The organism is Streptomyces sp. NPDC058279 (genome assembly GCF_042881255.1).
Lineage (GTDB): Bacteria > Actinomycetota > Actinomycetes > Streptomycetales > Streptomycetaceae > Streptomyces.
The window spans coordinates 45,085-59,160 of sequence record NZ_JBHVYA010000002.1 but is presented as its reverse complement, the minus strand read 5'-3'; the positions used below and the strand labels follow the sequence as shown (position 1 = coordinate 59,160).

General features: G+C 72.1%; 12 protein-coding genes. 8 read left to right on the top strand and 4 right to left on the bottom strand.

Annotated elements, in window-relative coordinates; genetic code table 11:
- The first annotated feature begins 25 nt into the window (after window positions 1-25).
- On the top strand, window positions 26-3,568 hold the full coding sequence (dnaE, locus tag ACFVXJ_RS05030; RefSeq protein ID WP_389658812.1) for a DNA polymerase III subunit alpha: 3,543 nt from the start codon (window positions 26-28) through the stop codon (window positions 3,566-3,568).
- A 72-nt stretch (window positions 3,569-3,640) separates the two neighbouring features.
- Here the strand turns inward: dnaE and ACFVXJ_RS05025 are convergent, their stop codons facing one another.
- Window positions 3,641-3,805, bottom strand: a complete 165-nt coding sequence (locus ACFVXJ_RS05025; protein ID WP_389658809.1) for a hypothetical protein — start codon at window positions 3,803-3,805, stop codon at window positions 3,641-3,643.
- Window positions 3,806-4,018: 213 nt separating this feature from the next.
- Between ACFVXJ_RS05025 and ACFVXJ_RS05020 the strand changes: the two genes are divergently transcribed.
- From ACFVXJ_RS05020 to ACFVXJ_RS05005, 4 genes are read left to right on the top strand one after another with little or no spacing between them, the layout of a single operon-like run.
- Window positions 4,019-5,332 (top strand): NYN domain-containing protein, encoded by a 1,314-nt coding sequence (locus ACFVXJ_RS05020; protein ID WP_389658806.1) that lies wholly within the window; start codon window positions 4,019-4,021, stop codon window positions 5,330-5,332.
- 22 nt (window positions 5,333-5,354) lie between these two features.
- Window positions 5,355-6,410, top strand: coding sequence for an ABC transporter ATP-binding protein (locus ACFVXJ_RS05015; RefSeq protein ID WP_389658803.1), 1,056 nt, complete (start codon window positions 5,355-5,357; stop codon window positions 6,408-6,410).
- Entirely contained in the window at window positions 6,407-7,195 is a 789-nt protein-coding gene (locus tag ACFVXJ_RS05010) for an ABC transporter permease (protein ID WP_389658800.1), read from the top strand. The genes ACFVXJ_RS05015 and ACFVXJ_RS05010 overlap by 4 nt, the downstream gene beginning before the upstream one ends.
- A gap of 34 nt (window positions 7,196-7,229) precedes the next feature.
- Window positions 7,230-7,856 (top strand): hypothetical protein, encoded by a 627-nt coding sequence (locus ACFVXJ_RS05005; RefSeq protein ID WP_389658797.1) that lies wholly within the window; start codon window positions 7,230-7,232, stop codon window positions 7,854-7,856.
- Window positions 7,857-8,030: 174 nt separating this feature from the next.
- On the opposite strand, the gene ybaK is transcribed toward ACFVXJ_RS05005, so the two are convergent.
- The 3 genes from ybaK to ACFVXJ_RS04990 are packed head-to-tail and all read right to left on the bottom strand — an operon-like array spanning window position 8,031 to window position 10,901.
- Window positions 8,031-8,528, bottom strand: a complete 498-nt coding sequence (gene ybaK, locus ACFVXJ_RS05000; RefSeq protein WP_389658794.1) for a Cys-tRNA(Pro) deacylase — start codon at window positions 8,526-8,528, stop codon at window positions 8,031-8,033.
- Complete coding sequence (locus tag ACFVXJ_RS04995) at window positions 8,528-9,268, bottom strand: LON peptidase substrate-binding domain-containing protein (RefSeq protein ID WP_389658791.1); 741 nt, start codon at window positions 9,266-9,268, stop codon at window positions 8,528-8,530. The genes ybaK and ACFVXJ_RS04995 overlap by 1 nt, the downstream gene beginning before the upstream one ends.
- Window positions 9,269-9,302: 34 nt before the next feature.
- Window positions 9,303-10,901, bottom strand: a complete 1,599-nt coding sequence (locus ACFVXJ_RS04990) for an oxidoreductase (protein ID WP_389658788.1) — start codon at window positions 10,899-10,901, stop codon at window positions 9,303-9,305.
- 140 nt (window positions 10,902-11,041) lie between these two features.
- Between ACFVXJ_RS04990 and hisD the strand changes: the two genes are divergently transcribed.
- The 3 genes from hisD to hisB are packed head-to-tail and all read left to right on the top strand — an operon-like array spanning window position 11,042 to window position 14,075.
- Window positions 11,042-12,364 (top strand): histidinol dehydrogenase, encoded by a 1,323-nt coding sequence (hisD, locus tag ACFVXJ_RS04985; protein ID WP_389658785.1) that lies wholly within the window; start codon window positions 11,042-11,044, stop codon window positions 12,362-12,364.
- The gene (locus tag ACFVXJ_RS04980) at window positions 12,361-13,485 is read left to right on the top strand and encodes a histidinol-phosphate transaminase (protein ID WP_389658782.1); all 1,125 of its coding nucleotides are present in this window, start codon (window positions 12,361-12,363) and stop codon (window positions 13,483-13,485) included. The genes hisD and ACFVXJ_RS04980 overlap by 4 nt, the downstream gene beginning before the upstream one ends.
- On the top strand, window positions 13,482-14,075 hold the full coding sequence (gene hisB / locus ACFVXJ_RS04975) for an imidazoleglycerol-phosphate dehydratase HisB (protein ID WP_136215256.1): 594 nt from the start codon (window positions 13,482-13,484) through the stop codon (window positions 14,073-14,075). Before ACFVXJ_RS04980 ends, hisB begins: the two co-directional genes overlap by 4 nt.
- Window position 14,076: the final 1 nt, after the last annotated feature.

Genomic DNA, 14,076 nt, shown 5'->3' with positions numbered 1-14,076 from the left:
CTCCCGCCGCCGGAGGACCCCCACCGTGACCAAGCCGCCGTTCACGCACCTGCACGTCCACACCCAGTACTCGCTGCTGGACGGTGCCGCGCGGCTGAAGGACATGTTCAACGCGTGCAACGAGATGGGCATGACGCACATCGCGATGTCCGACCACGGGAACCTGCACGGCGCCTACGACTTCTTCCACTCCGCGCAGAAGGCCGGCGTCACGCCGATCATCGGCATCGAGGCGTACGTCGCCCCCGAGTCCCGGCGCAACAAGCGCCGCATCCAGTGGGGCCAGCCGCACCAGAAGCGCGACGACGTGTCCGGTTCCGGTGGTTACACCCACAAGACGATCTGGGCGGCGAACGCCACCGGCCTGCACAATCTCTTCCGGCTGTCCTCCGACGCGTACGCCGAGGGCTGGCTCACCAAGTGGCCGCGCATGGACAAGGAGACCATCTCCAAGTGGTCCGAGGGGCTCATCGCCTCCACCGGCTGCCCCTCCGGCGAACTCCAGACCCGGCTGCGCCTCGGCCAGTTCGACGAGGCCCTCAAGGCCGCGTCCGAGTACCAGGACATCTTCGGCAAGGAGCGGTACTTCCTGGAGCTGATGGACCACGGCATCGAGATCGAGCGCCGGGTCCGCGACGGGCTGCTGGAGATCGGCAAGAAGCTCGGCATCCCGCCGCTGGTCACGAACGACTCGCACTACACGTACGCGCACGAGGCCACGGCCCACGACGCCCTGCTGTGCATCCAGACCGGCAAGAACCTCTCCGACCCGGACCGCTTCCGCTTCGACGGCACCGGCTACTACCTGAAGTCCACGGAGGAGATGTACGCCATCGACTCCTCGGACGCCTGGCAGGAGGGCTGCGCCAACACCCGGCTGGTCGCCGAGCAGATCGACACCGAGGGCATGTTCCAGTTCCGGAACCTGATGCCGAAGTTCGACATCCCCGAGGGCTACACCGAGGTCACCTGGTTCCGCGAGGAGACCATGCGCGGCATGCACCGCCGCTACCCGGGAGGCATCCCGGAGGACCGGATGAAGCAGGCCGAGTACGAGATGGACACGATCATCTCGATGGGCTTCCCGGGCTACTTCCTCGTCGTCGCCGACTTCATCATGTGGGCCAAGAACCAGGGCATCGCGGTCGGCCCGGGCCGAGGCTCCGCGGCCGGTTCGATCGTCGCGTACGCCATGGGCATCACCGACCTCGACCCGCTCACCCACGGTCTGATCTTCGAGCGCTTCCTGAACCCCGAGCGCGTCTCCATGCCCGATGTCGACATCGACTTCGACGAGCGCAGGCGCGTCGAGGTGATCCGGTACGTGACCGAGAAGTACGGCGCCGACAAGGTCGCCATGATCGGCACCTACGGCACCATCAAGGCCAAGAACGCGATCAAGGACTCGGCGCGCGTCCTCGGCTACCCGTACGCGATGGGCGACCGGCTCACCAAGGCCATGCCCGCCGACGTCCTCGGCAAGGGCATCCCGCTCTCCGGCATCCTCGACCCGAAGCACCCGCGCTACAGCGAGGCCGGCGAGATCCGCGGGATGTACGAGAACGAACCGGACGTGAAGAAGGTCATCGACACCGCCATGGGCGTCGAGGGCCTCGTCCGCCAGATGGGCGTGCACGCCGCCGGCGTGATCATGTCCAGCGAGACGATCACCGACCACGTGCCCGTCTGGGTGCGGCACACCGACGGCGTCACCATCACCCAGTGGGACTACCCGAGCTGCGAGTCGCTCGGCCTGCTGAAGATGGACTTCCTCGGCCTGCGCAACCTCACGATCATGGACGACGCCGTCAAGATGGTGAAGGCCAACAAGGGGATCGACATCGATCTCCTGGCCCTCCCGCTCGACGACCCGAAGACCTTCGAGCTGCTCGGCCGCGGCGACACCCTCGGCGTCTTCCAGTTCGACGGCGGCCCCATGCGCTCGCTGCTGCGCCTGATGAAGCCCGACAACTTCGAGGACATCTCCGCCGTGTCCGCCCTGTACCGGCCGGGCCCGATGGGCATGAACTCGCACACCAACTACGCCCTGCGCAAGAACAAGCAGCAGGAGATCACCCCGATCCACCCCGAGCTGGAAGAGCCGCTCGAAGAGGTGCTCGCGGTCACCTACGGCCTGATCGTCTACCAGGAGCAGGTCCAGAAGGCCGCCCAGATCATCGCCGGGTACTCGCTCGGCGAGGCCGACATCCTGCGCCGCGTGATGGGCAAGAAGAAGCCCGAGGAACTGGCGAAGAACTTCACCATCTTCCAGGCCGGTGCCCGCAAGAACGGCTACAGCGACCAGGCGATCCAGGCCCTGTGGGACGTGCTGGTCCCCTTCGCCGGCTACGCCTTCAACAAGGCGCACTCCGCCGCCTACGGCCTGGTCTCCTACTGGACCGCCTACCTCAAGGCGAACTTCCCGGCCGAGTACATGGCCGGCCTGCTCACCTCGGTCAAGGACGACAAGGACAAGTCCGCGATCTACCTGAACGAGTGCCGCCGCATGGGCATCAAGGTGCTCCCGCCGAACGTCAACGAGTCCGAGCCGAACTTCGCCGCGCAGGGCGACGACGTGATCCTCTTCGGCCTCACCGCCGTCCGCAACGTCGGCCAGAACGTCGTGGACTCGATCATCAAGACCAGGAAGGCCAAGGGGAAGTTCTCCTCCTTCCCCGACTTCCTGGACAAGGTCGAGGCCGTCGTCTGCAACAAGCGGACCGTCGAGTCGCTGATCAAGGCCGGCGCCTTCGACGAGATGGGCCACACCCGCAAGGGCCTGGTCGCCCACCACGAGTCGATGATCGACAACGTGGTCGCGGTCAAGCGCAAGGAGGCCGAGGGCCAGTTCGACCTGTTCGGCGGAATGGGCGACGAGAACGCCGGCGACGAGCCCGGCTTCGGCCTCGACGTGGAGTTCTCCGACGTCGAGTGGGAGAAGTCGTACCTGCTCGCCCAGGAGCGCGAGATGCTCGGCCTCTACGTCTCCGACCACCCGCTGTTCGGCCTGGAGCACGTGCTGTCCGACAAGACGGACGCCGGTATCTCCCAGCTCACCGGCGGCGAGCACTCCGACGGCGCCGTCGTCACCATCGGCGGCATCATCTCGGGCCTCCAGCGCAAGATGACCAAGCAGGGCAACGCCTGGGCCATCGCCACCGTCGAAGACCTGGCCGGCTCCATCGAGTGCATGTTCTTCCCGGCGACCTACCAGCTCGTCTCCACCCAGCTCGTCGAGGACACGGTCGTCTTCGTCAAGGGCCGCCTCGACAAGCGCGAGGACGTGCCGCGCCTGGTCGCGATGGAGATGATGGTCCCCGACCTGTCCTCCGCCGGGACCAACGCCCCCGTCGTCCTGACCATCCCCACCGTCAAGGTCACCCCGCCGATGGTGACCCGTCTGGGGGAGATCCTGCGCCACCACAGGGGCAACACCGAGGTACGGATCAAGCTCCAGGGGCCGCGCACCACCACCGTCCTGCGCCTCGACAAGCACCGGGTCCAGCCCGACCCGGCGCTCTTCGGCGACCTCAAGGTGCTCCTCGGACCGTCCTGCCTGGCCGGGTAGTCGCCGACGGCCCACACGCCCGAGGGCGCGCCCGGTGTTCCGGGCGCGCCCTTCCCGCAGGTGCGGGGGCCGTCAGTTGTGGCCGAACTTCTTTTCCTTGCGCTTGCCCGCCATGTGCATCGGGCTCGGCGCCGACGACGGCTCGGGGGACGTCTGAACCGAGCTCTTCGCCGGATCCTGGGCCTGCGCGCGGTCCGAGGTCTTCGCGGGCTGCCGGCTGTTCTTGTTCTTGGCCATGGGAAGCCTCCGTGAGGGGTGTAGGGGCCAGGGCCGACTTCACCCTCACACAGCACCAGAAACCGCGCATTTTGGATCATCGCCGCGCGTAGTCGTCAACCCGCGCCGGGCCCGGCGTGAGATACGCCACGCCGATGATCGAGTTCCGACCTTCAACACCCTTGCGGTCGGGCAGACTCGGGGAAAACCTGTCGAGAACCCCCAGGGAAGAGGGTGGAACGCGTGGACCGCTGCGTCGTCCTGGTGGACGCCGGCTATCTGCTGGGCGCCGCCGCCAGCCTTCTCGCGGGGGAGCCGTCCCGCTCCCGCATCACCGTCGACCACGCCGCCCTCATCCAGGGCCTGCGCGAACGCGCCGAGGCCGACACCCAACAGCCGCTGCTGCGGATCTACTGGTTCGACGGCGCGCCCGACCGGGTGCCCCAGCCCGAACACCGGCGGCTGCGCGTGATGCCCCGGGTCACCGTCCGCCTCGGCGCCCTGACCCGAAGCGACGGACGCTGGGCGCAGAAGGGCGTCGACGCGGCCATGCACGCCGAACTCACCGAACTCGCCCGCAACCGGGCCTGCTCGGACGTCGTCCTGGTCACCGGCGACGGCGACCTGCTGCCCGGACTGATGTCCGCGAAGGAACACGGCGTCGCCGTCCACCTGTGGGCCGTCCAGGCCGCCGACGGCGACTACAACCAGTCCGAGGACCTCGTCGCCGAAGCCGACGAACGCCGGGTCCTGGACCGGGCGTGGATCACCCGGGCCGTACGGGCCAAGGACCTCACCGGACTGTGCTCCCCGGCGCCCGCCCCGCGCCCCGAGATCGCCGCCATCCTCTCCGCGCCGCTGCCCGAGGCGGCGCTCGCCGAAGCCGCCCGCAACGGCGCCCCCGCGGCAACCGCCGACAGCGCCGACACCGCCGAGCGCCCCGCGCCCGTACCGGCGCCCGCCGACGAGGGCACCGCCGAGGGCGCCAGACCCGTCCCCACGCCCAAGGACCTCGCCGCCCTGCGCGCCCCCGGCGCCGCCGCCCCGCAGAACGCGGCCGGCTCGGCGCCCGGCCCGGCCGGCAGCGCCCTGCGCTGGTCCTCCGACAAGGGCTGGATCGACCGGGCCGGACCCCTCGGCGAGCCCGCCGAGACCGCCTCCCTGCCCACCCTCGCCCAGCTCACCAGCGCCGAGCAGCGCTGGGCGGACCGGGAAGAGGACATCACCACCGTCGGCGGCGACCCCTTCGAGGTCGGCCAGGTGTTCGCCCGGCGCTGGATGGAACGGCTCCCCGAAAACGTCCACCTGCAAAAACTCGCCACCATGTACCCGCGCATCCCGCACCGCATCGACGGGGAGCTGCTGCGCTACGCCGCCCGGTTCGGCCTGCTCGCCCACAAGGACGACCAGATCGACGAACACGACCGCTACGCCATCCGTGCCGGTTTCTGGCGCGAGATCGACGTCCGCGCCGCCGCCGAGCACGTGGCGGGCCCGGGGGCCGCCGTGCCGGGGGCGCCGGTGACCCCGGCGGCCGACCAGGGATGAAAGCCGCGTAGGCTGCTCCCTCGTGAGCACGGGCACAGCAAGCGCGAAACAGGACACGGCACCGGCCGCGGCTGTGACCTCCGACGCGGGTGCCGGCGACGTCGTCTGCGCGGTGCGCGACCTCGTCAAGACCTACCCGGCGGTGCGCGGCCGGCGCGGGGCCCCCGCCCTGCCCGAGACCCGCGCCAACGACGGGATCTCCCTGGACGTCCGGCGCGGCGAGATCTTCGGCCTGCTCGGCCCCAACGGCGCCGGCAAGTCCACCCTCGTACGGCAGCTCACCGGACTGATGCGGCCCGACGCCGGGACCGTGACGCTGCTCGGCCACGACCTCGTACGCCACCCCGAGCGGGCCTCCCGGCTGCTGGCCTACCTGGGCCAGGAGTCCACGGCCCTGGACGAGCTGACCGTGGCGCTCGCCGCCGAGACCACCGGCCGACTGCGCGGACTCGACGCCCGCGCGGCCCGCGCCGCCCGGGACGCCGTACTGGAGGAACTCGGGCTGACCGCGCTCGCCGGCCGGCCCCTGAAGAAGCTCTCCGGCGGCCAGCGGCGCCTCGCCTGCTTCGCCACCGCGCTGGTCGGCGAGCGACCCGTCCTGGTCCTCGACGAGCCCACCACCGGCATGGACCCCGTCGCCCGGCGGGCCGTGTGGAGCGCCGTCGACCGGCGCCGCGCCCACCACGGCGCCACCGTCCTGCTCGTCACCCACAACGTCATAGAGGCCGAGACCGTCCTGGACCGGGTCGCCGTCATCGACCACGGCAAGGTCATCGCCTGCGACACCCCGGCCGGGCTCAAGACGACGGTGTCCGGCGAGGTCAGGCTGGAGCTGGTGTGGCGCACGACCGCGCCCCTGGAGGTGCCGGAGGTCGCGGAGCTGGCCCCGGCCGCCGTCGTGTCCGGGCGGCGCTGGGTGCTGCGGCTCACCCCCGACCGGGCGCGCGCCGCGGTGGCCGCGGTGACCGGCGGGCCGGCCTTCGCCGCGCTCGACGACTTCACCCTCGCCACGCCGAGCCTGGAGGACGTCTACCTGGCCCTGGGGGGCCGCGCCTCGAAGGGGCTGGTGAAGTCGTGACCACCGCCGTCACCGCGGGGGCGGCCGTCCCCGGACCGCTGGCGCCCCGGGCCCGGTTCTTCCCCGCGCTCGCCGCCGTGTACCGGGCGCAGCTGTCCCGGGCGCGGGTGGCGCGGATCCCGCTGCTGTTCGTGGCCACCTTCCAGTCCGTCGGGATCATGATCCTGATGCGGGGGGTGGTGGACGGCGGCTCGGAGGCGCGGGCCGTCGTCGCCGGATCGTCGGTACTGGTCGTCGCCTTCGTCGCGCTGAACCTGCTCGCCCAGTACTTCGGTCAGCTCCGGGCCGGCGGGGGGCTCGACCACTACGCCACCCTGCCGGTGCCGCCCGCCTCCGTGGTGCTGGGCGCGGCCGCCGCCTACGCCTCCTTCACGGTGCCGGGAACGCTGGTGACGGCGGGATTCGGGTGCGTGCTGTTCGGGCTGCCGATGGGCGGGCTGTGGATCCTCGCGGCGGTGGTACCGCTGGCCGGGGCGGCGCTCGCGGGCCTGGGGGCGGCGCTCGGGCTGCTCGCGCCCCGGCAGGAACTGGCCACGCTCGCCGGCCAGCTCGGCATGTCGGCGGCCCTGCTGCTGGGAGTGCTGCCGCCGGAGCGGATGCCCGACGTGATCGTGTGGACGCGGGACCTGTTGCCCTCGACGTACGGGGTGGAGGCCTTCGCCCGTACGTTCGCGCCCGACCCGGACTGGGCGGCGGTCCTGTTCGACCTGGGCGTGTGCGGGGCGGTCGGCGTGCTGTCCCTGGCCGTCGCCACCTGGGCCTACCGGCGGGCGGCGGTCCGCTGACACCGCCGGAGCGCGGACCTGGCACGATGTGCGGGTGACCGAAGCCGTGACCCCACCGCCGTCCCCGTCTCCGCTGCCGTTCGACCAGGGCGCGCCGCCGCCCGGGAAGACCACGCCGGGCGATGTCCGGGACGGGGCCGCCGTCGCGCTGGTGGTGGCGCTGGCCGGGGTGCTGCTGGGCGTGCTGTGGGCGTGGCTCGCGCCGAAGGTCCAGTACGTGTCCAACGGGGAGGCCGTGTTCCTGCGGAACTCCGAGAGCGAGGCGCGGATCGGCGCCGACGGGACGTACCTGCTGCTCGCGGCCGCCTTCGGGCTGCTGAGCGCGGTCGCGGTCTTCCTGTGGCGGCGCCGGGGCGGGGTTCCCCTGGTGCTCGGGCTCGGCGCGGGATCGGTGTTCGCGGCGCTGATCGGCTGGCGGCTGGGACTGCGGCTGGGCCCCTCCTCGAACCTCGTGGCGGCGGCCGCGAAGGCGGGCAAGGGCGTCCCGTTCGACGCCCCCCTGCAACTGCTGGCCCACGGTGCGCTGCTGGCCTGGCCGCTGGTCGCGCTCGGCGCCCACCTGGCCCTGACGGCCGTCTTCACCCGCCCGGAACCGACCTGGCCGGGGACCGACGGCTACCCGCCGACCCACGTCCACGCCCCGGACCCGTCCCACCCCTGACCCCCGGGGCACATCCGGCCCTCAGCCTCGCCGGCGTGCCGGGCAAACCCAGCCCCGCCGGCGTTTGAGGCGCGAGGTCCGGGGCGAAGCCCCGTAAAGCCCGGCGCAGCCGGGGCCGCTCCGCTCCGCGGCGCCGCACCCGCCCCGCACCCGACCCCGCCCAACCGCCGGAGGCTACCGTGCGATCGGTGCCACCACGGCCGACGTCAACGCCGTCAACGTCCCCGGAGCCAGCTCGACCTCCAACCCCCGCCGCCCGGCGGACACACAGATCGTGCGGTGCCCCGACGCCGACGCGTCCACCACCGTCCGCAGCGCCCGCCGCTGCCCCAGCGGCGAAATGCCCCCCACCACGTACCCCGTGGTCCGCTCCGCCAGCGCCGGGTCCGCCATCGCCGCCCGCTTCGCGCCCACCGCCCCGGCCAGCGCCTTGAGGTCGAGCGAGCCCGAGACCGGGACCACCGCCACCGTCAGCACGCCGTCCACCTCCGCGACCAGCGTCTTGAACACCTGCTCCGGGGCGACGCCCATCTTCTGCGCCGCCTCCTGCCCGTACGAGGGGTGCGCCGGGTCGTGCTCGTAGGCGTGCGTGGTGAACTCGGCGCCGGCCGCCGTCAGGGCCGCGATCGCCGGCGTCGCGGCCCCGGCCGCCCCCGCCTTCTTCCTCGCCATCAGTTCGGGCTCGTCGGCGCGCGCGTCAGGTCCACGGCCGGCAGCGACGGCAGGTGCCGGATCACGGCCGTCTCCGCGCGCAGCAGCTTCAGCTCCTCCGCCAGCCGGGTCGCGGTGTCGGGGGCCTGGAGCAGCCGCTGCTTCGCCGGGATGTCCAGCACGGCCGCCGCGGCGACCAGGTACGACACCACCGACGGCTCGTCGGGCAGCTCGGGCGGCGCGGCCAGGGACCGCTCGCGCGCCCCCGCCAGCCGCTTCTGGTAGTTCCTGAACGCCCGCAGCACGCCCTCGGCCAGCGCTCCCGCGCCGTCACCCGCGTCCTCCGCCAACTCCTCCAGCTCCGCGACCAGGTACGGCCCCGAGGTGTCGACCGACAGCAGCCGGACCCGGGCGGTACCGGTGGCCAGCACCTCGAAGCTGCCGTCCTCCCGCTCCCGGATCGTCGCCGCGTCCGCGACGCAGCCCACCCGGTGGAACGCCTGGATCGGGTCCGCGCCGAAGCCCGCCGCCGGACCGCGCTCCGGCAGGGTCGTCTGGTCCGGCAGGCCCGGCGCGGTCGGCGCGACCTCCCAGCCGTCCCGGATGGCGACGACCGCGAAACGGCGCGGCTCGTCCTCACCCGACTTCAGCAGCTCGCGCATCATGGCGCGATAACGCTCCTCGAAGATGTTCAGCGGCAGCACGAGGCCGGGGAACAGTACCGAGTTCAGCGGGAAGAGGGGCAGGCGAACGGTGGTCACGAGGCACAGGGTAGTGGCCGGGACCCCGCGGCCGTCACCCCCGCCTCAGCAGCCGGGAGGCGCCCGCGGCCACCGTCGTGGCCAGGATCCACCCCAGGACCACCAGGGCCGACGCACCCCACTGCCAGGCTCCGCCCGGCTTCCACTGACCCTCCTGCCCCAGGTCGATCACCGGCAGCAGCAGGTCCAGGGCGTACAGGGCGGCGCTCCACTGCGGGTGCTCGTCCTCCTTGATCGGCGGCGGCGGGTGCTGCGAGAACAGCAGCGTGCCCGCCGCCCACAGGACCGCCATCCACAGCGCCGCCCGCCCCGGCCGGTACCCGTACACCACCGTCCAGTCCTGGAGGTAGCCCCACGCCTTGGCGGCGGGCGGCAAGGTCGCGCGCCGCCGCCGCTGCTTGGCCAGCAGCACCTCCCGGGCGTCGGCGTCCTCGCCACTGGCCCGCAGCACCGCCGCCAACCGCTCGTACGGCTCCGGTGAGTACTCCGCCGTGGCCGCCTCCACCCAGGCCAGCCGGCGCGGCAGCGGGAAGTGCCCGCGCGGCGCGAGGATCTCGTACGAGAACCCCTCCATCACCAGCCGGCCGGGCCCCGGCCAGCTCGTGGACAGGTCGACCAGCTTGACCACCTTCGCCCCCGACAGCACGACCCGGCCCCGCTCGGGCTGCCCCCCGACGAAGCGCAGCTCCGGCGTGCTGATCCGGCGCAACGAGAGCTCCTGCTCCTCCGACAGCGCGAACCGGGCCCCGTAGAAGTCGATCGCGTCACCGAAGCGGCCGTCGTCCAGCCGCATCCCGCCCTCGCACTCGAACGCCCGCGCGGCCTGCCCGGGCGCGGGGGTCAGGCCCACCCCGTACGGGGGAGTGCCGCCCCCCGAGTCGCCCGCGGCGGAGTACAGCGCGATCGACGTCAGGTACAGGGTCCGCTCGACCGTCAACTGCGGCGCGTTCAGCGCGCGCCGCCCGCCCGGGTTGCGCAGCCGGGCCCCGCGCAGGTTCATCGACACGCCGACCTTCGCGCCGCGCAGACTGACCTCCCCGAAGGTCTCCAGCATGTCGCCCTGGAAGTCCTGGGCCACGGACATGCCGTCGGCGGTGATCGCCCGGCCCTTGTTGTCGGGCCGGACCACCGCACGGCTGATCAGCAGGTCGGTGCCGATCTGCGCGTCCGTCAACCGGATGCCCCGCGCCACCCGGGAACCGAGCAGGTGCAGGTCCCCCTCGGTGTGCAGGCGGGCCGCCTCCAGCCGGGGGATCGCACAGTTCACCAGGCGCAGCGTGCAGACCCGGGTCTCGGACAACCGGATCTCGCTGTCGAAGCGGCACGACTGGAACTCGACGTACGGCTCGACCCGGCCCCCGGACAGTTCCAGCCGCCCCAGGACCCGCACGCCGCGCAGCTTCAGCGCCACCACCCGGCCGGGCACGGGAGGCGGCCCGTGGAGCAGCAGCAGCGCCACCACCTCGGCGCGGACACTGCGCTCCGGGCCCCAGGGGCGGCCGGCGTGCGGGTCGTCCCGGTCCGCCACACGGGCACTGAGATCACAGGTGCGGCCCGTGCGGTACGCGTCCCACATACGGCGCTCGGCGGCGGTGAGATCCACCGGCCCCGCCTCCACGCGCGCTTCCGTCATGGCGGCCCCCCTCCGCGATCACGTACGCGGCAGTCACCTACGTGTAGGGGAACGCTAAGGGCCGGCTGTGACATCCGGGGCGTGTATCAGCCAGTGATACGGACGAACGGTGCCGGGAGCCGGTCTGAGAGAATTGGGACGTGATCTCTCGTATCGACCTGCGCGGTGACATCCTCCCCGAGGGTGGCGCCCTGCGCGATCTGCTGCCCCGTGCCGAGTTCGACGTGGAAGCCGCCCTGGAGAAGGTGCGGCCCATCTGCGAGGACGTGCATCATCGTGGCACGGCGGCGCTGATCGAGTACGCGCGGAAGTTCGACGGGGTCGAGCTGTCGCGGGTCCGGGTCCCGGCGCAGGCCCTCGCGAGCGCCCTGGAGCAGCTGGATCCGGCCGTCCGCGCCGCCCTGGAGGAGTCGATCCGGCGCGCCCGGATCGTCCACCGCGAGCAGCGCCGCACCGAGCACACCACCCAGGTGGTCCCCGGCGGCACCGTGACCGAGAAGTGGGTTCCCGTCGAGCGCGTGGGCCTGTACGCGCCGGGCGGTCGCTCCGTGTACCCGTCCTCCGTGGTGATGAACGTCGTGCCCGCCCAGGAGGCCGGGGTCGAGTCGATCGCGCTCGCCTCCCCGCCGCAGGTCGAGTTCGACGGCCTGCCGCACCCGACGATCCTCGCCGCCTGCGCCCTGCTGGGCGTCGACGAGGTGTACGCGGCGGGCGGCGCCCAGGCCGTCGCGATGTTCGCGTACGGCACCGAGGAGTGCGCGCCCGCGAACATGGTGACCGGCCCCGGCAACATCTGGGTCGCCGCGGCCAAGCGCTACTTCACCGGCAGGATCGGCATCGACACCGAGGCCGGCCCGACCGAGATCGCGGTCCTCGCGGACTCCACGGCCGACCCCGTGCACGTCGCCGCCGACCTGATCAGCCAGGCCGAGCACGACCCGCTCGCCGCGGCCGTCCTGGTCACGGACTCCGAGGAACTCGCGGCGGCCGTCGAGAAGGAACTGGAACCGCAGGTCGCGGCCACCAAGCACATCGAGGACCGGATCAAGCCCGCCCTCGCGGGCAGGCAGTCCGCGATCGTGCTGGTCGACACCCTGGAGGACGGCCTCAAGGTCGTCGACGCGTACGGCGCCGAGCACCTGGAGATCCAGACCGCCGACGCCGCCGCCTGGGCCGCCCGGGTACGCAACGCCGGTGCGATCTTCGTCGGCCCGTGGGCGCCGGTCTCGCTCGGCGACTACTGCGCCGGGTCCAACCACGTCCTGCCCACCGGCGGCTGCGCCTGCCACTCCTCGGGGCTGTCCGTCCAGTCCTTCCTGCGCGGCATCCACATCGTCGACTACTCGCGCGACGCCCTCGCCGAGGTCGCCCACCACGTGGTCACCCTCGCCGAGGCCGAGGACCTGCCGGCGCACGGCGCGGCCCTGAAGGCGCGGTTCGGATGGAAGGTGCCGCAGGCATGACCGGCAACACATCCCCGTCCCCCTGGGACGACCTCCCCATCCGGGACGAGCTGCGCGGCAAGTCCCCGTACGGCGCCCCGCAGCTCGACGTGCCCGTCCAGCTGAACACCAACGAGAACCCGTACGAGCTGCCCGAACCGCTCGTGCGGCGCATCGCCGAGCGCGTCGCCGACGCCGCCCGCACCCTCAACCGCTACCCCGACCGGGACGCGGTGGAGCTGCGGACCGAGCTGGCCGCGTACCTGACCCGTACCGGCAAACACCCGGTGGCGCGCGAGAACGTATGGGCCGCCAACGGCTCCAACGAGGTCATCCAGCAACTGCTGCAGACCTTCGGCGGCCCCGGCCGCACCGCGATGGGATTCGAGCCCTCGTACTCGATGCACGCCCTCATCGCCCGCGGCACCGGCACCGGCTGGATCTCCGGCCCCCGCCGGGAGGACTTCACCATCGACGTGGCGGCCGCCGAGCGGGCGATCGCCGAGCACGCGCCCGACGTCGTGTTCATCACCTCCCCCAACAACCCCACGGGCACCGCGGTCGAGGCCGAGACGGTCCTCGCCCTCTACGAGGCCGCCCAGGCGGTCAAGCCCTCCCTCGTGGTCGTGGACGAGGCGTACGTCGAGTTCTCCCACCGGGACTCCCTGCTCCCGCTCATCGAGGGCCGGCCGTGCCTGGTGGTCTCGCGGACCATGTCCAAGGCATTCGGCGCCGCCGGCCTGCGCCTGGGCTACCTCGCCGCGCACCCCGCCGTGGTCGACGCCGTGCAGTTGGTGCGCCTGCCGTACCACCTGTCGGCCGTCACCCAGGCGACCGCGCTGGCCGCCCTGGAACACACCGACACGCTGCTCGGCTACGTCGAGCAGCTCAAGGCCGAACGGGACCGCCTGGTCGACGAACTGCGGGCCGTCGGCTACGAGGTCACCGAATCCGACGCGAACTTCATTCAGTTCGGCAGGTTCGACGACTCCCACACCGCCTGGCAGAAGATCCTCGACCGGGGTGTCCTGGTCAGGGACAACGGCGTACCGGGATGGCTGCGGGTCACCGCGGGCACCCCCGCCGAGAACGACGCGTTCCTGGAAGCGGTTCGCGCACTGAAGAAGGAGCAGCAGGCATGAGCCGCATCGGACGGGTCGAACGGACCACGAAGGAGACCTCGGTCGTCGTCGAGATAAACCTCGACGGCACCGGCAAGGTCGACGTCTCCACGGGCGTGGGCTTCTACGACCACATGCTCGACCAGCTCGGCCGGCACGGCCTCTTCGACCTCACCGTCAAGACCGACGGCGACCTGCACATCGACAGCCACCACACCATCGAGGACACCGCCCTCGCGCTGGGCGCCGCCTTCAAGCAGGCCCTCGGCGACAAGGTCGGCATCTACCGCTTCGGCAACTGCACCGTCCCGCTGGACGAGTCCCTCGCCCAGGTGACCGTCGACCTGTCGGGCCGCCCCTACCTCGTGCACACCGAGCCCGAGAACATGGCGCCGATGATCGGCGCGTACGACACGACGATGACCCGGCACATCCTGGAGTCCTTCGTCGCGCAGGCGCAGATCGCCCTGCACGTCCACGTCCCGTACGGGCGCAACGCCCACCACATCGTGGAGTGCCAGTTCAAGGCCCTCGCCCGGGCCCTGCGCTACGCCGCCGAGTTCGACCCGCGCGCGGCCGGAATCCTGCCCTCCACGAAGGGCGCCCTCTAGC